General features: G+C 36.8%; 16 protein-coding genes. 10 read left to right on the top strand and 6 right to left on the bottom strand.

The window, feature by feature from the left end; genetic code table 11:
- Positions 1-85 precede the first annotated feature (85 nt).
- Together D5J18_RS05010 and topA are read right to left on the bottom strand one after the other, a co-directional pair.
- Positions 86-1,171, bottom strand: coding sequence for an arginase family protein (locus D5J18_RS05010; RefSeq protein WP_119057913.1), 1,086 nt, complete (start codon positions 1,169-1,171; stop codon positions 86-88).
- Complete coding sequence (gene topA, locus D5J18_RS05005) at positions 1,171-3,669, bottom strand: type I DNA topoisomerase (protein WP_119057912.1); 2,499 nt, start codon at positions 3,667-3,669, stop codon at positions 1,171-1,173. The genes D5J18_RS05010 and topA overlap by 1 nt, the downstream gene beginning before the upstream one ends.
- Positions 3,670-3,760: 91 nt before the next feature.
- On the opposite strand from topA, the gene D5J18_RS05000 reads away from it, so the two are divergent.
- Positions 3,761-4,642 (top strand): cation diffusion facilitator family transporter, encoded by an 882-nt coding sequence (locus tag D5J18_RS05000; RefSeq protein WP_119057911.1) that lies wholly within the window; start codon positions 3,761-3,763, stop codon positions 4,640-4,642.
- Here the strand turns inward: D5J18_RS05000 and D5J18_RS04995 are convergent.
- Positions 4,639-6,468, bottom strand: a complete 1,830-nt coding sequence (locus D5J18_RS04995; RefSeq protein ID WP_119057946.1) for an ABC transporter ATP-binding protein — start codon at positions 6,466-6,468, stop codon at positions 4,639-4,641. The genes D5J18_RS05000 and D5J18_RS04995 overlap by 4 nt on opposite strands.
- A gap of 66 nt (positions 6,469-6,534) precedes the next feature.
- Between D5J18_RS04995 and D5J18_RS04990 the strand changes: the two genes are divergently transcribed.
- The 3 genes from D5J18_RS04990 to D5J18_RS04980 all read left to right on the top strand — a co-directional run bounded on the left by D5J18_RS04990 (position 6,535) and on the right by D5J18_RS04980 (position 8,231).
- Positions 6,535-7,095: an adenine phosphoribosyltransferase gene (locus D5J18_RS04990; protein WP_260377518.1), complete on the top strand. Its 561-nt coding sequence runs from the start codon at positions 6,535-6,537 to the stop codon at positions 7,093-7,095.
- An 84-nt stretch (positions 7,096-7,179) separates the two neighbouring features.
- Entirely contained in the window at positions 7,180-7,851 is a 672-nt protein-coding gene (gene tsaB, locus D5J18_RS04985) for a tRNA (adenosine(37)-N6)-threonylcarbamoyltransferase complex dimerization subunit type 1 TsaB (protein WP_119057910.1), read from the top strand.
- Positions 7,848-8,231 (top strand): DUF423 domain-containing protein, encoded by a 384-nt coding sequence (locus D5J18_RS04980; protein ID WP_119057909.1) that lies wholly within the window; start codon positions 7,848-7,850, stop codon positions 8,229-8,231. Before tsaB ends, D5J18_RS04980 begins: the two co-directional genes overlap by 4 nt.
- A 2-nt stretch (positions 8,232-8,233) precedes the next feature.
- On the opposite strand, the gene D5J18_RS04975 is transcribed toward D5J18_RS04980, so the two are convergent.
- Together D5J18_RS04975 and argH are read right to left on the bottom strand one after the other, a co-directional pair.
- The gene (locus D5J18_RS04975; protein WP_119057908.1) at positions 8,234-8,914 is read right to left on the bottom strand and encodes a ZIP family metal transporter; all 681 of its coding nucleotides are present in this window, start codon (positions 8,912-8,914) and stop codon (positions 8,234-8,236) included.
- Between the two features lie 7 nt (positions 8,915-8,921).
- On the bottom strand, positions 8,922-10,208 hold the full coding sequence (argH, locus tag D5J18_RS04970; RefSeq protein ID WP_119057907.1) for an argininosuccinate lyase: 1,287 nt from the start codon (positions 10,206-10,208) through the stop codon (positions 8,922-8,924).
- A gap of 116 nt (positions 10,209-10,324) precedes the next feature.
- Between argH and D5J18_RS04965 the strand changes: the two genes are divergently transcribed.
- The 6 genes from D5J18_RS04965 (at position 10,325) to D5J18_RS04940 (ending at position 19,953) form a co-directional block, all read left to right on the top strand.
- Positions 10,325-11,149, top strand: coding sequence for a helix-turn-helix domain-containing protein (locus D5J18_RS04965; protein WP_119057906.1), 825 nt, complete (start codon positions 10,325-10,327; stop codon positions 11,147-11,149).
- A gap of 64 nt (positions 11,150-11,213) precedes the next feature.
- The gene (locus tag D5J18_RS04960) at positions 11,214-11,816 is read left to right on the top strand and encodes a DUF417 family protein (protein WP_119057905.1); all 603 of its coding nucleotides are present in this window, start codon (positions 11,214-11,216) and stop codon (positions 11,814-11,816) included.
- A gap of 137 nt (positions 11,817-11,953) precedes the next feature.
- On the top strand, positions 11,954-12,550 hold the full coding sequence (locus D5J18_RS04955) for a nitroreductase family protein (protein WP_133298104.1): 597 nt from the start codon (positions 11,954-11,956) through the stop codon (positions 12,548-12,550).
- Positions 12,551-12,739: 189 nt separating this feature from the next.
- Positions 12,740-15,247, top strand: coding sequence for a zinc-dependent metalloprotease (locus tag D5J18_RS04950; RefSeq protein WP_119057903.1), 2,508 nt, complete (start codon positions 12,740-12,742; stop codon positions 15,245-15,247).
- Positions 15,248-15,257: 10 nt separating this feature from the next.
- Positions 15,258-18,599, top strand: coding sequence for a SusC/RagA family TonB-linked outer membrane protein (locus D5J18_RS04945; protein ID WP_119057902.1), 3,342 nt, complete (start codon positions 15,258-15,260; stop codon positions 18,597-18,599).
- Between the two features lie 25 nt (positions 18,600-18,624).
- A complete protein-coding gene (locus tag D5J18_RS04940; RefSeq protein WP_119057901.1) occupies positions 18,625-19,953 on the top strand; it encodes a RagB/SusD family nutrient uptake outer membrane protein in 1,329 nt (442 codons plus the stop codon).
- Between the two features lie 118 nt (positions 19,954-20,071).
- Here the strand turns inward: D5J18_RS04940 and D5J18_RS04935 are convergent, their stop codons facing one another.
- On the bottom strand, positions 20,072-21,421 hold the full coding sequence (locus D5J18_RS04935; protein WP_119057900.1) for an alpha-L-fucosidase: 1,350 nt from the start codon (positions 21,419-21,421) through the stop codon (positions 20,072-20,074).
- Between the last annotated feature and the right edge of the window lie 7 nt (positions 21,422-21,428).

The raw sequence follows: 21,428 nt of genomic DNA, 5'->3' as shown, positions 1-21,428 counted from the left end.
CTTCTTTTTTAAAGTTTGTAAAACTATTATTTTTTATTTAATGACCAAAAATTAAATTTGATCTAATTTTTATTTTTTTTAAGGCTTAAAAAAATCTTTTAAAAAAATAACTCCATTTCTCTGGAATTTCACCCTTTAGGCAATCTCTGTAATCTTGCTCCTCGCATGGAATTCGCTGAGTTGTTCCATCTACCTGAACTTCCATCCACCAACGCTCTGACTGGTTTGATTTTAGAAACACCAACTCTTCTTCTTCCCATTGCACTCGGTAGCGGTGCACCTCTCCATCTTTTTTCATATTATTTTTCGCATCAATAAAATACCAAACCATCTCTGCTAATAGCTCCGCATTGCTTGGCTTTATATTATCATCTGCCAAGCTGAGGTGCAGTGCATCCAAATCCATAGACAAGCCTGCATATCTCATTATTCCACAAATTTCTCTAGCATTCAATCCGTTTACTGTGTTTTGAGTAGAATTAAAGCAAGCTGAGCTCATGGCTCCCATATCTACGCTCAATAGGTGGGAGTCCCGTAAATAAGGCTCTACTTTTTTCAGATTCTCAATTAATTTCCCCAAACCTATATTTTGAAAATTCAGCTGCTCCAAGATGTCATGATTTTCAATTTGATTGTACGGGATTTGGCTCCCAAAATTATAATAATTCAATAGCCTATGCTCTGGCTTTAAAATCATGTGAGAAACCCAATTCTTTGCATTTACTTCCTCTATTGGATTCTCTAAGTCTAGCTTTTTATCTACCGAGCAAACTGATTTAAATTTTTTTTCTAAGCCTTTAAAAATATGAAAAGACAAAGCTTGAGTTCCGCCAACGAGAATCAAAATTCCTTTATTTTTTTGAATGCTTGATACGATTTCATCAAAGGCATATAAAAATTGACTGGTATCTTCTCCTTCTATCAGCACACCTAGATCCCAAATTGGTCTTTTCCAATTATTGGGATATAATTTTTTAAAAGAACGCCACCATTCTACTAAGATTGATTTTGAGAATTCATATTCTGTACCAAAATAATTTTGGACGCTAAGAATATAAATACTCCCGTGCTGAATCTCTGATGGGTTGAAGTTCACAAATCCCCTGCCGATACTTGATTCCTCATAAATAAAATCATCTGCGTTGGGTTCCAAAAATTCAAAAATATTCATTATTTTTTTGTCTTTTTAGTTTTTTTATTTGCTGATTTTTTCGTGGTTTTTGTGGCTAATATCTTTTGCACCTCTTCTAAGGTCATATTCAAAACGTCTACATCTTTAGCCACCTCGACTTTGGTTTTCCCTTGGATGATGTTGTGTCTTTTCCAACGTGCCTTTTCTATTCTAATCCCCTCTTTTTCAAAAACTTTTACTATTTTTTCGTTTTCCTTTTTCCTTTTAGCCTCTATGAGTTCTTTTATATCTTTTGAGGAAAGATTATCAAAATCATACTTTTTGCTTACATTGATGAACCAATTATTCCATTTAATGAACGGGCCAAATCGCCCCGTGCCTTTCGTCACTTCTTTCCCTTCGTATTCTGCTATCGGTGCTTCTTCTTTCAGTTTTGCATCAATCACTTCTTGGGCTTGCGCCAAATTAACTTCATTGGGGTCTAAGTCTTTTGGTAGAGAGATATACTTTTCACCAAACTTTACATAGGGTCCATAGCGCCCTACGTTCACCGAAACTGGTTCTTTTTTATACTCTCCTAAATCTTTAGGAAGCTCAAAAAGTTTCAAAGCTTCTTCTAGTGTAATGGTAGAAATATTTTGATTAGGATTTAGCCCAGAAAATTTTGGTTTCTCTTCCTCTTCAGTTTCTCCTATCTGAACCATCGCTCCGTATCGTCCAATTCTAGCATAAACATTTTTGCCCGTCTCAGGGTCTTTGCCTAAAAGTCTTTCTCCCGTTGCTCGGTCAGCGTTTTCTTCTACATCCGTTACATTTTTATGGAAACTACCATAGAACTCATCCAAAATCTTAAACCAATCTTCTTTTCCAGCAGCAATTTCATCAAAATCTTCTTCTACTTTTGCCGTAAACTGGTAATCCATGATGTTTTTGAAATAATTTACCAAAAAGTCATTAACTACAATGCCTACATCGGTAGGTTTCAGCTTTCGTTTATCAGCTCCAAAGGTCTCATTTTCAGTAAATTCTTTTATTTTTTGTTTCTCTAGGCGAATTGCTTTTAGCTTTCTCCTCTCCCCTTCTAAATTCACAATTTCAACATACTTTCTCTTCTGTATCGTGCTAATTGTTGGTGCGTAGGTAGAAGGGCGACCGATGCCCAATTCTTCTAATTTCTTTACCAAACTAGCTTCTGAGTAACGAGCTGGGTGCCGGGTAAATTTTTCTAAACCCAAAATTGAATTCGGTATCAGTACATCACCCTTTTCCATCGGTGGCAAAATCGTCATCCCCTTCGGTTGCACCACCTCATCATCATCAGTGCTTTCTTGGTAAACCCTTAAAAATCCATCAAACAACACCACTTCTCCTTTCCCGCGGAAGACGTGCTTTTTTTGATTAGAGATATCCACATCTATCGTCGTTTTTTCCAGCTTTGCCTCTGCCATTTGGCTAGCGATGGTTCGTTTCCAAATCAAATCGTACAATCGCTGTTGAGAAGCATCTGCTCCGCCCTGTTCCATTCGAAGGTTTGTAGGGCGAATCGCTTCGTGTGCTTCTTGCGCACCTTTTGTTTTAGAGGTATATTTTCGGACTTGCTTATATTCTTTCCCAAAATTTTCTTCAATGTAATGCGATGCCGCAGAAATTGCTTCGCTTGATAAATTTACGCTGTCGGTACGCATATAAGTAATTAAACCGCTCTCATACAACTGCTGAGCCACGCGCATCGTTCTAGCTACTGAGAAGCCTAACTTTCGTGAAGCTTCTTGCTGCAAAGTTGACGTTGTGAACGGAGCCGATGGATTTCTTTTACCTAGTTTTTTATCAATTTCCCCGACAGAAAACTCAGCAGATTGGCATTTTTCTATAAATTTTCTAAGGCTTAAAAAATCTTCAAAATCATGGTTTAAATGTGCACTAAATATTTCCCCCGATTTCAGTTGGAAATCTCCAGTAACTTTAAAGCTATTTTCTGGTGTGAAGTCCAAAATCTCTTTTTCGCGCTCCACAATCAAGCGAACGGCTACCGATTGCACCCGCCCAGCCGAGAGCCCTGGCTTTACTTTTTTCCATAAGACAGGCGACATTTCAAACCCAACTAAGCGGTCTAGAATTCGCCGTGCTTGCTGGGCATTGACTAAGTTTTCATCTATTTCTCTCGGGTTTTCAATCGCATTGAGAATGGCTTTTTTGGTAATTTCATTAAATACAATTCGTTTCGTTTCATTTGCCTTTAAACCCAATTGCTGATACAAATGCCAAGCAATTGCTTCTCCCTCACGGTCTTCATCAGATGCTAGCCAAACCACGCTGGCTTCTTTGCTCAATCTTCTGAGCTTAGCGACAACTTCTTTCTTATCAGGCGAAATTTCGTAAATAGGTTCAAAATTATTAGAAATATCAATTCCCATGTTTTTCTTGGGTAAATCTGCTATATGCCCAAAACTGGACTCTACACGGAAGTCTTCTCCTAAGTATTTTTGAATAGTTTTTGCTTTAGCTGGGGACTCTACAATGACTAAATTCTTTGGCATGCGAAAATGAATTTTTTATTAGGCTTTTAAAAATTAGTGCAAAATTATAAATTCTAAATTTAATGGAAAATTCATTTAGTTTTGTAGTGTTATGCAAAGCTCAAAAATCAAAAAAGTCAAAAAAAACCTTTTTGTTGGCTTAGCCATCAACTTATTTTTGGTTTTAGCCAAAGGCATTACAGGAATTATCGGAAATTCTTTTGCTCTGATTGCCGATGCAATTGAGTCTTTAGCTGATATTTTTGCATCTATTCTCAGTATTTTTGGCTTCAGCTATGCCAGTCGCCCGCCTGATGAAGACCACCCGTATGGTCACGGAAAAGCAGAACCTTTGATTACCTTTATTATCGTTTTATTTCTTATTCTATCTGCGATTTTTATTATTTTTCAAAGCTTTAAAAATTTTTATGAACCACAGAAAACACCTAAAGTTTGGACACTCTATATTTTAGCTTTAATTATTTTAGCCAAAGAAATTTACTATCGCTACTCCATTCGAAATAATCTGTCTGCAGGAAGTTCTGTTTTGAATGCTGAGGCGGAACATCACCGTTCTGATGCAATGACTTCTTTGGCTGCGTTTTTGGGGATTTCGGTAGCTGTTTTTATGGGGTCTGGCTACGAAATTGCTGATGACATCGCAGCTTTGATTGCTGGTATTATAATTTTATTTAACGCTTATAAAATTCTACGCCCTGCATTGGGTGAAGTGATGGATGAGCATTTGTATGATGATTTTATAGCAGAAATTAGAAATTCTACACTAGAGGTGAATGGAGCTTTGGCTACAGATAAATGCTGGGTTCGAAAACAAGGAATCTATTTCTTAGTTGATTTGCACCTCATCGTCGATGGGGAAATCTCTGTAGATCAAGGGCACGAAATTGCTCATGCTGTGAAGAAGCATTTAATCCAAAAACACCCTAGCATTTACAATGTTTTGATTCACGTTGAACCTTTCAAAAAAGATTAACTGAAATTTTGCATCGCAATCAATTGAGCATAGACACCGTTTTTCCCCATCAATTCTTGATGTCTCCCAATTTCTATGATTTCACCGTCTTTCATCACAACAATTTTATCCGCTTTTTGAATCGTACTTAGGCGGTGTGCTATGATTAAACTCGTTCGATTCTGCATCATATGTTCTAACGCTTCTTGCACCAAGCGTTCTGATTGCGTATCGAGTGCTGAAGTTGCCTCATCTAAAATCATGATTGCAGGGTTTTTGAGTATGGCTCTTGCTATGGAAATACGCTGCTTTTGCCCGCCCGAGAGTTTACCGCCGCCTTCGCCTATATTTGTGGTAAATCCTTCTGGGAATTGCTGAATGAAATCATATGCATTAGCTATTTTTGCTGCATTTTCCACCTCTTCTAAACTCGCTTCTTCTTTACCAATGTGAATGTTGGCAAAAATTGAATCGTTGAACAAAACAGATTCTTGTGTGACCATACCTAAATGTGAACGAAAATCAACACTATTGATTTCAGAAATATCTTTCCCGTCTATCAAAATTTGCCCACAAGTAGGCAAGTAAAATTTAGAAAGCAAATTAGCTATCGTCGTTTTTCCGCTCCCTGACTGCCCTACCAAAGCCACCGTTTCCCCTTTGCGAATGCTTAGGCTAAAATCTTTGACGACCCATTGCTGGTCATTGTACCGAAACCAAACGTTTTTAAACTCAATTCGGTCTTCAAAATTTTCAAAAGGAATGAATTTTTTATTACTTTCATCTTCCAAAGCTAAATCTAAAATTTCTAATACCCGCTCTGCGCTCGCCGTTCCTCTCGAAATGTCTGAAACAGTTTTAGACAAACTCTTCGCTGGGTCTAGCATTTGGAAAAACAAGCCAACAAAAGTCAAGAAAACTTCTCCCGACATGCTCTCCTCTTGTATGATTAATTTCCCCCCGTACCATACGAGCATAATCATCGTCATCGAGCCAAGAAACTCTGATGTAGGCGAAGAAAGCTCTGACTTTCTCTCTACACGATTAGTGAATTTTTGCCAATAGGAATTCGTCTCTTCAAAATTCTTCTCTAAGCGAGATTGTGCATTAAAAATTTTAATAATTTTTGAGGCGTTTAAAGTTTCTTCAACTTTAGAGATTAAAATACCTAATCTCCCTTGAGCCTTCCGAGCATCTTTTTTGAGGCTTTTAGAAATAGTACTTATCACAAATCCCATGATGGGTAGCAACGCCAAAGTCACCAATGTAAGCTCTAAATTCATATAAAAAAGCATACTCAGTGTGGCTATAATCATGAATGGAGAGCGTATAATTTCAATCAAAGGCATAAGCATAAAACGCTGAATGTTATCTACATCGCTAGATACTCGACTCATAAAATCGCCCTTCCGCTGCTCGGTAAAGAATGAAACTGGAAGGTTTAAAATTTTATGGTACAAATCTCTCCGTATATCAAAACTAATTGCTGAGCGCAAACCAACCATGAAATATTGTGCCAAATAACGAAATAAATTCCGTAAGAAAAAAAGAATTATGGTTACCACACAAAGCACAGCTAGTACGTGTAAAGCGCCATGCTCTGCAATGTTTTGAACGATGTAATCATTTAATTTCTGCTGTGCATTCTCAAATGTCCAAGCTTGGGGCGTCTCTGGCATAGCGTTGGTCACTTGCGCCCCAGTATTCTTAAACAAAATTTGTAAAATCGGGAAAAGTGAAGTCACAGAAACAATGGCTAGTAAGGAGTATAGCACGTTAAAGAAAATCGTGAAAAACAAATAAATTTTATAAGGCTTAATAAATTTTAAAATTCGACGAAACGCCATTCGATGTAATTTTAATAGTTGATAAAACAAAGGTAAACAATTTGTAATTCTTTGGATTATGGCACGATGTTCATTATATTTGGCAAAGTTACTTTTCATATGGGGGTATTAGAAGAAAAAATTAAAAATCACATTCGTGTAATTGAGGATTTTCCACAGCCAGGAATTTCGTTCAAAGATTTCAGTGGGATTCTCCAAAACTCGGAGCTTTCTAACGAAGTTATTCAAAGCTTAGCAAGCCATGCAAGGGGAAAAGTTGATCTCGTATGCGGTATAGAAAGCAGAGGTTTTTTATTCGGATTTCCATTGGCACTAGCCTTAGACGTTCCATTCGTTATGATGCGAAAAAAGGGGAAACTGCCTCCGCCTACCGTTTCTGAAACCTACCAATTGGAGTACGGCGAAGCGACTTTAGAAATCATTGAAAATCAGATTCAGCTTGGGCAGCGAGTTTTAATTCATGACGACGTCTTGGCCACTGGCGGAACGGCAAGGGCGGCGTCTAACCTCATTGAGAGAGTGGGAGCAAAACCCGTGCAATACAATTTCCTTATTCAATTAAATTTTTTACAAGGCTTAAAAAATTTAAAATCTGATGTGGAAGTCATTAGTTTACTCGAATTTTAATCTTAAAATGTATTCCAAACCCGTAGTGCATTTATTACTTGAATTCACCAATTTTACGCAGGCAAAAAATTTATCTTTCATAATATGTCTTATTTACTAGCCCTTGAAACTGCAAGCAAAAATTGCTCCGTCGCTATTTTTGAAAACAAAGACTGCATCAGCCTCGTCGAGCAATCCAGCGAAGCCTATATTCATGCCGAGATGCTCAACTTCTTTGTTCAATGGGCATTAGAAACGGTTGATTTACAGTTTTTTGACTTGAGTAGCGTTATCGTTTCCGCTGGGCCGGGCTCTTACACTGGGTTACGCATTGGCGTTTCAAGTGCCAAAGCTTTTTGTTTTTCTTTAGACATTCCATTGGTGAGTGTAGATACACTCAGTGCCTTAGCGCTGCAAGCTGAAGGTGAATCTGAAATTATTATTCCTACGATTGATGCAAGGCGGGATGAAATCTATTGTGCTGTCTTCAATCATCAATTTCAAAAAATTAAACCGACCCAAGCCTTAGTTTTAAATGAAGATTTTTTTAAGCCTTATAAAAATCAAAAAATCATTTTGCTGGGTGACGGAGCTGAAAAAACAGCAGAATTTTTAAAGCCTTTAGAAATTGAAGCTCAAGTTCAGCCTGTTTTACCATCAGCAAAGACTTTAGGTATTTTAGGATATAATGAATTTAAGAATAAAATTTTTGAGAATTTAGCTTATTTCGAGCCTCAATATTTAAAAAATTTCATCAATAACATGAATGAGAAATGAAAAATTTAGTTTTAATTATAGCTGGAATTTATGGTACACTTTCCGTAATTTTAGGTGCTTTTGGTGCTCATGCTTTCAAAAAAATAATTTCTGCCGAGAAGCTACTGAGCTTTGAAGTCGGCGTTCGCTACCTGATGTTTGCTGCCATCGTTTTGTTAATTTTAGGATTCTGCTTAGATTTTCAAGATTTTTGGGCAAAAAATGCTGCTAGAGGATTGATTATCGGTAGTTTTTTATTTTCATTCAGTATTTTTCTGTTATCATTTTCAGAAAAAGTCAATATCCCAAACAAAGTTTTAGGCCCCATCACTCCATTGGGCGGGTTGCTAATGATTTTAGGTTGGCTGGCTTTAATCATTCATTTCATCAAACAGCGATAAAATCAATGCTGCAACAATTCGACTGATGCGTAAGCTAAGGCAATCCCAGCTAGTAGGGATATAAATTTATAAAGCTTCATTTTGTGATGATCTGCACTTTCAAAAATTATAACTGACGAAATATGCAAAAATATACCTGCCGTCATCCCCAAGGAGACTTGTAATATGCCCTGAGGCAAATACTGCCCCAGTAAATGACCTGCGGGGGCAGCAAAAGCAAAGATTGATAGATACAAGATTCTCTTCTGAATTTTTAAAGGCTTTAAAAATGTGTATAAAATCGCTGCAACAGGGACTTTATGGACTAGAATTCCTGCTATAAAGCCTTTCCCAATGGACTCTTGCGCTGGAATTCCTTCTATAAAGGCATGAATAAATAAGCCTACAAATACAGTTACAGGAAAATGATTTTTGTCCTCTGAATGAAAATGCCCGTGCTCTGCTCCTTTGCTTAAGCCTTCCAAGAGTATCTGTAAAAGCACACCAAAAATTACAAATAAGCCTAAATGATGTGCATTGTGCCCGTGCTCAAAATAATGTGGGAAAATTTCTAAAATCACAATTCCCAATAAATAAGCACCGCTGAAGGTCAGAAAAGCTTTTTTCCAAGTATTGTTTTTGGTCAAAACTTCTCCCAGCAAAGCTCCTAGTAAAACAGAAGCTAGTAGTAGAAAGAAAATCATTCAGTAATTAATTCAATTTTAAAGCTTCCAATTTAGCATGAATTCGATCTAAGCCTAAATCATGAATGCTCCCAACGTGTTGCGTTTTAAAGCTTTTTAGCGGCTCGTAGCTACCATCTTCTACAGAGAGGCCTACGTCTCTATACGCATCTCTGAAAGGTACTCCTTCTTGAATTTTTTTGTTGATATTCTCTACGGTATAAATACTATCATATTTTGCTTGATTCATGTAATCTTGCTTGATCTCTAGCTGTGGCAATGCGAAAATCAGAATATCAAGAATATTCTGAAATTGTAACATCGGCTCTATCAAAATTTCCTTTAAAATTTGAAAATCACGATGATAACCACTTGGCAAATTATTGATACAAAGCATTACGTCATTCGGCAATGCCTGAATTCGGTTGCAGTGCGCACGCGTCAATTCAAAGACATCGGGATTTTTCTTGTGTGGCATGATGCTCGAACCCGTTGTCATTTCATTAGGTAATTTCACAAAACCCATATCTTGGCTATTGTACATCACCAAATCATAACTCAGTTTAGAAAGCGTTCCACCCAGCATCGCCATTGCCATCGCTACTGCTTTCTCGGTTTTACCTCTGAGCATTTGAGCTCCCACAGAAGATACCGCCATCGAATTAAAGCCTAACTCTTGCGTTGTTTGGTCTCTATCTATATCAAAACTTGTCCCAAAGCCAGCACCAGAACCCAGCGGATTTTGATCTGCTACCGTGTAGGCTGCTTGCAAGAAGGCTGCATCAGAAATTAGATTCTCTGCATAGGCAGAAAACCACAGCCCAAAACTACTTGGCATCGCTGCCTGAAAATGGGTATAGCCTGGCAACAAATCATCTTTGTGCTCCTTTGCTTTTTCTAGTAGAATAGAAGAAAGTTCTTTAATTTTTGCCATTACTTGCTCCAAATAATCTTTGTGAAACAACTGTATTGCAACCAAAACTTGGTCATTTCTTGAGCGAGCTGTATGAATTTTTTTACCCGCATCTCCGCAAGTTTTGATAAGTTCTGCTTCAATTTTGGAATGCATATCTTCAAAGCCTTCATCGATGAAAAACTCACCCTTGCTCTCTTTTTCCAATAATTGATCTAAAGCCTTTTGCAAACTCTGATTTTCTTCTTCACTCAGCAAGCCTTTCTTTGTTAACATATTTGCCTGAGCCTTTGATGCCAGCATATCATATTTAGCCAAGTAGTCATCTAGCTCACGGTCTTTGCCCACGGTGAAGTTTTCGATTTGTTGATTGACACTAAATCCTTTATCCCAAAGTTTCATAATTAATTATTTTTAGCAGTTATACAAAAATACGCTTTCTATAGTTAGGTATAAAATTTTTTAAGCCTAAAAAAATAAGTTACTTTTATCTTTCTCAAAATACTGAATCTTATCTGATGATAAAAATTGAAGAAAATATCAACCTTAGCAAGCATAAAAAGTGGCATGAACCCTATTATTTAATTTTTTTAACAAATGCTAAAGCCAGCGTTTCTATTAACTTCTCTAGCTTTGAGCTTCCTGCCAATTCTTTATTATTTTTATCGCCCTACCAGCTTCTTTCTTGGGAAAACTGGGAAAATCAACCCGTTTTTTGCCTAAAGTTTCATGGTGATTTTTACTGCATCGAATATCATAAAAAAGAGGTTGCTTGCAATGGTTTGCTGTTCAATAATATTTATTTTCAAGCTTTTGTACCGATGGAAAATCAGTTTTTTTCAGAAATTCAAAATATCGTCAAAAAAATGAAAAATTATGTCGATGCTCAAGATGAATTCAGTCTTTCGATCCTACGCACTTATCTGCAACTGATTCTAGCCATTGCCAGCAAAGAAAAGAGCGAATTGATGAAAAAAATAGAGCCCAAAATAAAAGAAAATCAAGAACTTAAAGATTTCCAAAAATTACTCGAAAAAGAATTCATAGAAAACAGAAGTGTCTCATTCTATGCAGAGAAATTTGGGCTAAACGCCTCTTCGTTCAGTAAAAAAATTAAGAATTTATATGGAATTTCACCCTCAGTTTTAATTCGGGAACGTGTGGTTTTGGAGGCTAAAAAAATGTTGCATTTAACCCAAAATCCTATCAAAAAAATTGCACTTGATTTATCCTTCAGTGATGAGTTTTATTTCAGCCGATATTTCAAAAAAGAGGTTGGCGTTTCACCACAACAATTTAGAGACAAGGTCGGGATCTCTATCGTGGCAAAAAAATCCATGTAAATCACAAATTTATCCATTTTACAAAGTCACTTAATTTCTTAATTTTGAAAAAATTTTTAAAATCATGAAAAATATTTACACTGCCATTGCGGCATTACAACCTCAATTTATCAATTTCATCCGCGTAGCTATTTTTATCGTGATGGCTTGGATTGGCGGGCTAAAGGCTTTTCAATACGAAGCTGATGGCATTGTTCCGTTTGTGACTAACAGCCCTTTTATGTCTTTTTTCTATAACAATACGGGCAAAACAGCGGTAAATGAGCAGGGCGAAGAAGTCGCGCAATATAAATTGCACCGAAATCCAGAAGGGAAAATGGTGCAAAAAAACATTGAATGGCACAAAGAAAATGGAACTTATATTTTCTCCTACGGCTTGGGCACTGTAATTTGTATCATTGGTCTACTAACATTTTTAGGGATTTGGTCTGCTGAAATTGGCTTTTGGGGCGGGATTCTAACCTTTGGTATGTCCATCGTCACACTCTCATTTCTTATCACAACGCCAGAGGTTTATGTACCCAATTTGGGCGGTGATATGCCCACACCAAGGCACGGTTTCCCCTACCTTTCTGGCGCAGGGCGATTGGTTTTAAAAGATGTCATCATGATGGCTGGGGGGTTAACGGTAGCGGCTGATGCTGCACAAAGAATTTTGAAAAGATAGAAATTCAATAATTAAGTTTTTATAAAAATTTTTAAAGCCTTTAGAAATTTAATTTTTTAAAGGCTTTTATTTTTTCATATAAAATTTAGGCATACAGATTGCTGAATTATAATAAACTTAAAAAAATTAAAATTCAGATGATCAAAGAAGCTATGCAACAAAGGTACGCAGTGAAACAATATTCTGCCCAGAAACTTCCCGAAGGGAAAATACAAATGCTCAAAGATATTTTGCGTTTGAGCCCATCTTCAGTCAATAGTCAACCTTGGCAATTTGTATTTGTAGAAAATCAGCAAGAAAAAGAAAAATTTGCTGCTGCATCAATGAGTAGCAATGAATCAAAAATTAAAAATGCGAGCTGTCTCATTATTTTTCGGTCAAAAACCGTAGATTTTTTTGAGGAAGATATGAAAAATTACTTGCCAGAGGCTGCTATAAATTATTACAAAAATTCTCTAAAGCCTTTAGAAAAACACGAAATTCAATCATGGATTGACCAGCAAGTTCACATCGCTTTAGGCGTTTTACTAACGAGTTGTGCTGCCGAAAATATTGATGCTACACCTATGGAAGGTATTGACAATGAGGCTTATGATAAATTATTAAACGATACCAACTACCACACTTTGGTTGCGGCTACCATAGGTATTGCTGATCCTGAGGATTATAACCGTTTAAGCGAGACCCCAAAGCAGCGGGATAAAGTGGAAAAGGTTATAAAATCAATTAAGTAAGGGCGTTTAATTAAAAAAACTATAATGAAATTTAAATAAAAGCTTAAGTATTATAAAAAATTAACACAAAGTTTTTATTATTCCTATTAAGGCTCAAAAGTTTTTTTTGAGTCTTTTTTTTAAAGCCTTGAAAAATTTTCACAACTATTTATAAATCATTAACTTTACACATTTTTATAAAACGAGATTATGAGGAATACATTAATATTTTGCTTAATTTTCATTTCTACACTGAATTTTGCACAAGAAAAAGCGACCGAATATTCTGTCGAGACTCCAATAGATAGCTTAAGTGATTATGATAGAATTTTAAAAGACGCCACCGTGATTCACGGACTTTTTACGGTAATTAATAATGAGGATGATTATTATTTTCAGATTTCAGATTCATTGCTAGGGAAAGACATGCTGATTGTAAACAAAATTAGCTCTGTCGGCAGTGAATTAAATGATGCTGGCATCAATCGTGGAATGAATTTTCAAAATATTTTACTTCGATTTTATAAAGATCGTAGCGGTAAAAATATTTTGGTCAAAACTTTTGACCCTAAAATTGATGTAAGCGATGAAGACAATATCTCTCAGTCGGTGAGTGCTAATTACAACGAGAGTATTTTTGAAAAATTTAAAATTGAAGCTATTCCCCCTGATTCTACATCAATTGTCATCAAAGTTAATAAGGTTTTTGATGGGTCAAACACGACTTTTAATGATTTGTTAAACAGCCTAGGCTTGGGTGGCTTGGTAAACCCAGATTTATCTTTTATTAAAGAAATTAAAGCCTTTGAAAAAAATGTGGTGGTGAAATCAACTTATTCTGCCCAAATTATGGAAGGAAAAGAAACGGCTAATTTAACGATTGGTGTGACTAGCAATATCGTTCTATTGCCTGCTCAACCCATGAATTCTCGTTTTGCTGATGAGCGAATCGGGTATTTTAATACGCCAAAATGGTATTACAACGATTTACAGCAAGAGGTTGATAAAAGAAAAGTAATTACTCGCTGGAGGTTGGAACCCAAAGAGGAAGATATAGAAAAATATTTAGCCGGGAATTTAGTTGAACCTAAAAAACCGATTATTTTTTATATTGACCCTTCTACGCCCAATCAATGGGTGCCTTATATTCTTCAGGGAATTTTAGATTGGAATGTGGCTTTTGAAGCTGCAGGTTTCAAAAATGCGATTGAAGCAAAGCTACTGTCAGAGGATGAGACTGATGATTTTGATATAGATGATGTTCGCTATTCGGTATTGAGCTATGCTGCTTCTGACAAAGCCAATGCGATGGGCCCCTCTGTCGTAGACCCTCGCTCGGGTGAAATTTTAGAATCTGATGTAATTTGGTGGCATAATGTGATGACTGTCATCAAAAATTGGATGCGAGTACAGACTGGCATCATCGACCCAGAGGTGAGAAGCAATACTTTTTCTGAAAACAGAATGGGGAATGCCATTCGTTTTGTCTCTTCTCACGAAATTGGGCATACACTAGGGCTTATGCATAATATGGGCTCGTCTTACGCATTTGATGTAGAAGATTTACGTTCAAAAACCTTTACCAATCAAATGGGCGGAACGGCTCCCTCCATCATGGACTATGCCCGATTTAATTACGTAGCCCAAGAAGGCGATGGTGTGACTCAAACCACTCCAGAAATCGGTGTTTATGATAAATTTGCCATTGCCTGGGGATACCGCTGGTTACCTACAAATTCTCCTTTTGAAGATAAAAAATCAACCAATGAGTGGCTACTCAAAGTAGCTGGTAATCCTTTGTATTTTTACGGTGCACAGCAATCTCAGCTTAACATTATTGACCCAAGAGCTCAAAGTGAAGATTTAGGAAATGATGCTATGAAAGCAAGCTCTTATGGTTTAATTAATCTAAAGAAAACTATTCCACAGATTTTAGCTTGGACGCAGGAACCTGAAAATGACTATTCTAAGGCTGGGGAGCTCTATGCTGATGTCATCAATCAATGGAATATGTACAACTTCCATGTTTTAAATAATGTGGGTGGAATTTACATTACGCCGAGCGTCTATGGTGACGGAAACACGACTTTTACTCCTGTGCCCAAAGAGAAGCAAGAGCGAGCTGTACAATATATCATCGATCATGTAGTTAATATTCCAGATTGGCTGATTAATGAAAAACTTTTAAGCTATGTGAAGCCTGTGACGTCTTCACCCATGGGAGGAATTCAACAGTCGATATATTCTTTCTTCAGAGAAAAACAATATGGTGTCTTATATTATTTATTTGAAGATAAAAGATTATTGAGATTACTAGAAAGTGAATTTATGGGGAATTCTAATTATAAAGTGGAAGATTTATTCAATCAAATGCGTTCGGCCGTTTTCCCTTCTAAAAGGAAATTATCTATTCAAGAAAGAATGGTACAAAAAAATTATGTTGACGCTCTAATTGTGGATAATAATAATTTATTTGAAAAAACAGCTGGAAAATCCATTGGTGAAGATTGGTGTGTACATCAACATGTGCATAGTAATAAGCAAATCCAACTGAATTTTGAATCAATGATGCGAGTCTCTGAAGTGACTTCTTATAAGAGAGGTGAATTGATGAATGTCTATAATCTTATAAAAAATCTAAACGGAAGAGATCAGGCTACAAAAAGCCATTTTCTTGATTTGAAGATTAGAATCGAGGAAGCTTTACATTTAAATTAAATAAATATTAATGAAGAAATTATCTTTACCGCTTTTTGCCATCGCTGCAGTATCAGCTTTTGCACAAGAGCGAACCATAACGGGGCAAGTTATGGATGAAAACGGATTCCCTATCGCTGGGGCGTCCGTTTTTATTCATTCCTCAGTCATAAGTAAAGAAGTAGCTGAGCCGAATATTCGCAATAATGCTGTGGGAACCATTACAGATGTGGATGGAAATTATCGACTGAATATACCTAAAAATTTAAGTCAAATTAGTATTAGTTATGATGGATTTGAGACTGAAACCATCAGCATTAGTCCTCAAAAAAATAATTATAACGTAATCTTGACAAGTTATTTTGCAAAAGGGCAATTAAATTTAAAAGATTTAGTCGTAACTGGCTATCAAAAAATAGACCCTAATAAAGTTACTTCTGCCGTAGCAACGGTTCAAATGGAAAGCATTCAGCAGAAAGGAGTTGCTGTGGTAGACCAAATGCTAGAAGGGCAGATAGCGGGCGTTAATCTACAAAATTCAACTGGAAGAGCTGGAGAATTAGGTAACATCCAGATTCGTGGAATTTCAACTCTACGCGGCGTTTCAGATCCGCTGTGGGTAGTTGATGATATTCCCTTAGAGGGGAATAACACCCCAGACTTGAGCGATAAAAATAATTTAGATGATTTGCGCAGCTATTCCATCGCAGGAATCAACCCAGAAGATATTGAAAAAATCACTGTTCTGAAAGATGCTTCTGCCACCTCTATCTATGGTGCTAGGGCAGCTAACGGGGTTATCGTGGTAACAACAAAAAAAGGTAAAAAAGGTAAACTGAATATTAATTTATCTTCCAACACCTTTGTCAACTTCAGACCTGATGCTGAAAGAATTAATTTGATGAATAGTCAGCAAAAAGTTGATTTTGAGTTAGAATTAGCGAAAAGAAAAGATTTAAATTATCGTTCTAATAATGGTATCATTGCCCGCCTTTTACAAAAAGAAGGATTTTTAGAGGCTTACCAAAATGGTGAAGCACTCCCCTCTTCCATTGTTTCGCAACTAGATGTTTTGCGCTCAAACAATCTCGACTGGTGGAAAGAGCTATACCAAACATCCATTAACCATCAACATACGGCTTCGGCTTCGGGCGGAGGAGATTTGCATAATTTCTACATCTCTTTAGCGTATTATGATGAGCAAGGTGCGTTAAAAGGCACAGACTATGACCGACTCAATATTACATTGAAGAATAACTTTAAATTAAACGAAAAACTTAGTATCGGTATCAATTTATTTGGCGCATCCATCAGCCAGAGCAGTTATTTGACCGATCAAGGTTCTTTTACGAATCCTAATAATTACCTGAGGAACGTAAACCCATATCAGTTAATTTATGATGACAATGGAAATTACGCCTATGATGAAAACATCAATTACATTGCCAAAAATAATGCAGACTTCGTCAAATTCAACATTATAGAAGAAAGACAAAACACTAGAAATCAGCTAAATTCCTTACAATTAAAAGGAAACTTTGACCTTAATTATGAAATTTTTAAAGGCTTAAATTATCGTTCTTTATTTGGCATTCAGCTCGAGAGAAACGGTAATGAAAAGTGGGCATCAGAAGACTCTTATTTTAGCCGTATCTACCGTGCTGGGACTCGATATTTTGCCAACGGAAAACAAAATTACTGGTTGCCTAGCGGTGGCATTTTACAAAATTTTGACACAAATAATTTTCATTATCTATGGAGAAATAATCTGGAGTGGCAAAAATCCCTAGGTGCTCACGATGTGAATTTATTGGCTGGCATGGAAATTAGAAAAGAAAACACAACTTTCACCAACACGAAAGCTTTTGGCTACAATGATAAAACAAACCAGCCAACGCCTATCGTCTTCAGAAATCAAACCGACGCCACCAATAGTTTATACGAAGCTTACAAAAAAATAGAATTAGAAAATGCCTATGCATCTTTCTTTGGCACAGCCTCTTACACTTATGACAGAAGATACACCGTTTTTGGTAGCTTGAGGTATGATGGGTCCAACTTATTTGGAGTTGACCCCAAGTACCGCTACTTGCCTATCTGGTCTGTTTCAGGAGCTTGGAATATTCACAACGAGCGATTTATGGAGTATTTGAAAAGCATCTCTACACTAAAATTAAGAGCTTCTTACGGTTTCCAAGGAAATATTGACAAAACAACTTCTCCCATCGTCATTGCACAACATCAGCGGGCAGCCGTTCTACCAGGCGCGTCAGAAGATGTTTTGCGCGTAACATCTCCACCCAATGCCAAACTGAGATGGGAAAAAACAGAAAACATTGGTGCTGGTGCTGAATTAGGCTTATTTCATAATCGAATTAATCTAATTATAGATTACTATGAGCGAAACAGCACCAATTTAATTACCCCTAGCCGGCTACCATTGGAAACTGGTTTTGCACAAACGATGGTCAATTTTGGCGCAATCAAAAATCAAGGCTGGGAATTTACATTAAACACAGCCAATATAGATACTAAAAACTTCCATTGGAGTTCTTCTTTTAACATCAGTAAAAACAAAAATATAGTAAAAAAAGTAGAATTTAATACCAAAAATCTAAACTTCCCTTCAGGCGAAGCTTATCCTGTCGATGCTATTTGGCTGATTCGAGATGCAGGCCTAGACAGCAACGGGGCACCTCAATTTTACAATGAAAATGGAGAAATTGTAAGCGCTGTAGATTTCTATCAATTGTCAGACCCTTGGGCGGCATTCTATCCTAGTTTCATGGTAGAGTCAGGGCTAAGCGTAGACCAGCGAAGAGCACAGTATCAGTACGGCGGCTCCAGAAGCCCCAAGTGGTTTGGGGGATTAGCAAACCATTTTCGCTACAAAAATTGGGATTTAAACATCAATTCCAGCTTTGTTCTTGGCCGAAAAGCTTTAGCCAATCCTGCTTATAACTTCACCGCTGTAGACCCTGGCGTTAACTACACAAGGGATATTCTAAATGCTTGGAAACCAAATAACAAAACTACAAAAAACCCACGAATCATCGGGCAAAAAACAATTCCTGACGGATTAGTCTACAATTGGTTCAATAGTGGAGATGATTTCAATACGTATTTAGCTTTCCAAAGTCGAGTAAAGGAACTCAATTATTTTAGAATCAACAGCATTCGTTTAGGTTACAGTATCCCGTCTGAATATTTAAAGAATATGGGTATTCGTAATTTCAAACTTTCTGTAGAGGGTCGAAATTTATTTGTATTCAGCAATGGTTATAGTGGCTACTTCGACCCAGAAACTTACGGGAACATCTATGCCTCTCCTATTCAAAAATCAATAACTTTTGGGCTTAGCTTAAATTTCTAAAGCCTTAAAAAATTTTTATAAAAAAATGAATTATAAAAAATTCATAACATACATCAGTATTTTTCTCATCACTTTCGGATTTTTTTCTTGCGATGATTATTTAGACATTCAACCCAAAGACCGTGTGATACCCACTACGCTAAAAGACTACCAGCAATTACTGATATCGGCTTATAGTGCTTTTCCTGTGACAAAGTCTAAAACGGAACTAAGAACAGATTTGGTCAACTTCAATGACAGTGATGCTTCGGCTGAAAGCTACCGACACTTTTACCTATGGGAAGATACAAATTATGATGCTACGGCAACAGAATTTGACTATGATTTACTATATCGTGTAATTTTTTACACCAATGAAGTCATCAACAATGCCAACGAAAAGCTAGAAGAAAGTGTAGCTAAAAAGCAACTTTTGGCAGAAGCTCACGCCTTGCGTGCTTATACTTATTTTGAATTAGTTAATTTATTTTCAGACGTTTACCAAGAAGGTAAAACACAACGAGGCGTTCCTTTGGTTTTAAGGATAGATTTAGAAGCTCAATTTTCGCCCGCCAGTTTACAAGAAGTCTACGCACAGATTCATAAAGATTTAGATTTAGCCGAGAAGCTAGTGCAAATCAAAATATTTACAGAGAATCAAAGCTATCACTTCTCACAAGTCGCCATCCATGCTCTAAAATCTAGAGTATATTTGTTCCAAGCAAAGTGGGCTGAAGCTTTAAAATACGCCCAAAAAGTTTTAGATGAAAAAAGCGATTTATTGGATTTAAATCATAATGATGAAGGGCTTTTACCTCATCAGCTCAATAGCGTAGAACAGATTTTAACTTTAGACTATGCGGTTCACAATCGGGTGAGCGAAGTTGCTGCGGCTAATGATTTTTTGATAAAAAAATATGACGAAGAAGATTTAAGAAAAAATTTATTTTACAAAGAAGAAAACAATAAATTCCAAGCAATAAAAGGCACCAAAGAGGATTTAAGAAGTTCATTTAGAACGGGAGAGATCTATCTTGTAAAAGCAGAACTGCAAGTAAGAACAGGTGATTTAGACGGAGCTAAGCAAACTTTAAACAGTTTTGTCAATACAAGAAAAACAGCTGAAGGAGCAAAAAATTATGCCAAAAAAATCAATGCTATACAAAGTCAAGAAGCTTTGTTAAAAGAAATTTTTGAAGAACGAATTCGGGAATTAGCTTTTGAAGGTTATCGTTGGTTTGATTTAAGAAGGTATGAGCAAAAAGAAATCACTCACGAAACTAGAGGGCAAAAAGCTACGCTCGGGGCAAATGACCCGCGCTACACTATTGAATTTCCAGTTTCTGCCAAGCGTGAAAATCCTTTTTTGAAATAATTTTTTCAAGCTTTAAAAAAAATCGCTCTCTGATATTTCACCAAAAGAGCGGTTTTCTTTTTCACTAAATTTTCTAAGGCTTAAAAATTTTTCAAAAGTATAAATTTTCAGATAGACTTTAATTCATTTCCACCGCATTCCCGTGGCCACGATAGAGGTGAAGTTCATCTTCTAAACTGATTTTTATAATCGTAACGTATTCATCTAAATTCTGTTTTTGAGGAACTTCTATTCTCAAAATTCCTGGGATATTATTCCATGCTGCGCCTCCGTTTCTCTCAAAATTTAATTGCTGCCCGCTCCCTACGACTTCTATCCCCTTCACTTTCGTTTGTAATCCTTTTAGTAAGACATAGTGTTTTGGCTCATCAAAGAGGCAGAGGTAAAGAGATTTTTTATCTTTACTGACCATCGTTGGGCCAAAAAAATGTCCATAAGGTAAGCCTTCTTGGGTGTCAAACACAGCTTCGTGATGTTTTCGTATCCAGTCGCCTAGTGCGTTTAGGCGTTGTATTTGTGGTTCGGCAATCGTGCCGTCTGCTTTTGGGCCGATGTTTAGCAATAAATTTCCACCTTTGGAAATCACTTCCACAAAAGTACGAATGATTTGTGCAATGGGTTTGTAGTTTTTATCTGACGGGAAATAGCCCCAATTATCATTCATCGTCATACAGAATTCCCAAGGGCCCTTTGGTCTTACAACTGGGATTCCTTGTTCTGGTGTTGCGTAGTCTCCATAGGACTGTAGTCGAGAATTGATGATAACGTTTGGATTCCAACTCAATAGCGAATCTTTGGTCCCGGCAGCTCGCCACTCTTCTGCTGAGCGTTCCCAATCTCCGTCAAACCACCATAAATCGGGATTAATCTCGCTGCTCAATTCTCGTAACTGACCTCGATAATATTTCACAAATCGTTGCCATGAGTCTAATTGATTTTGATTCTTTTGTGGGTAGAATTTCTTTAAATCTGGGCGGGGAAACGGGACTTTATAGTCTGGGTGTGCCCAGTCAGTTAAAGAATAGTACAATCCTACTTTTAAACCTTGATTTCTCAAAGCTTGTGCAAAAGGAGCTACCAAATCTCTTTTTGCTGGGGAATAGTCTACTGCGTTCAATCGGCTTAACTTCGTACCCCAAAGGGCAAACCCATCGTGATGACGTGTCGTCAATACAGCATAGCGTGCACCTGTTTTTTTAAAAATTTCCGCCCAATCTTTTGGGTTATAGTTTTGAGCGGTGAAGCCTTGGTGCTGTTTCAAATACTCACCGTAGCTAATCTTTTGATGCCACAAGCCCCATGATTCCTGTATGCCATCTACAGCATACAAACCCCAATGGATGAAAATGCCCAATTTAGCTTCTTTGAACCATTCGAGTCTTTCTTCTTTACTCAAATTTTCTTGACTTTGAGAAAAAGACATTTGATTTATTGTGAAAATTAAAAGGAGTGTAAGTATTTTATTCATTTTCAGA

Origin of the sequence: Candidatus Ornithobacterium hominis (genome assembly GCF_900538215.1) — a bacterium.
Classification (GTDB): Bacteria; Bacteroidota; Bacteroidia; order Flavobacteriales; family Weeksellaceae; genus Ornithobacterium; species Ornithobacterium hominis.
Note: the sequence above shows the minus strand (reverse complement) of the source record. Positions and strands in the feature narration are given on the sequence as shown.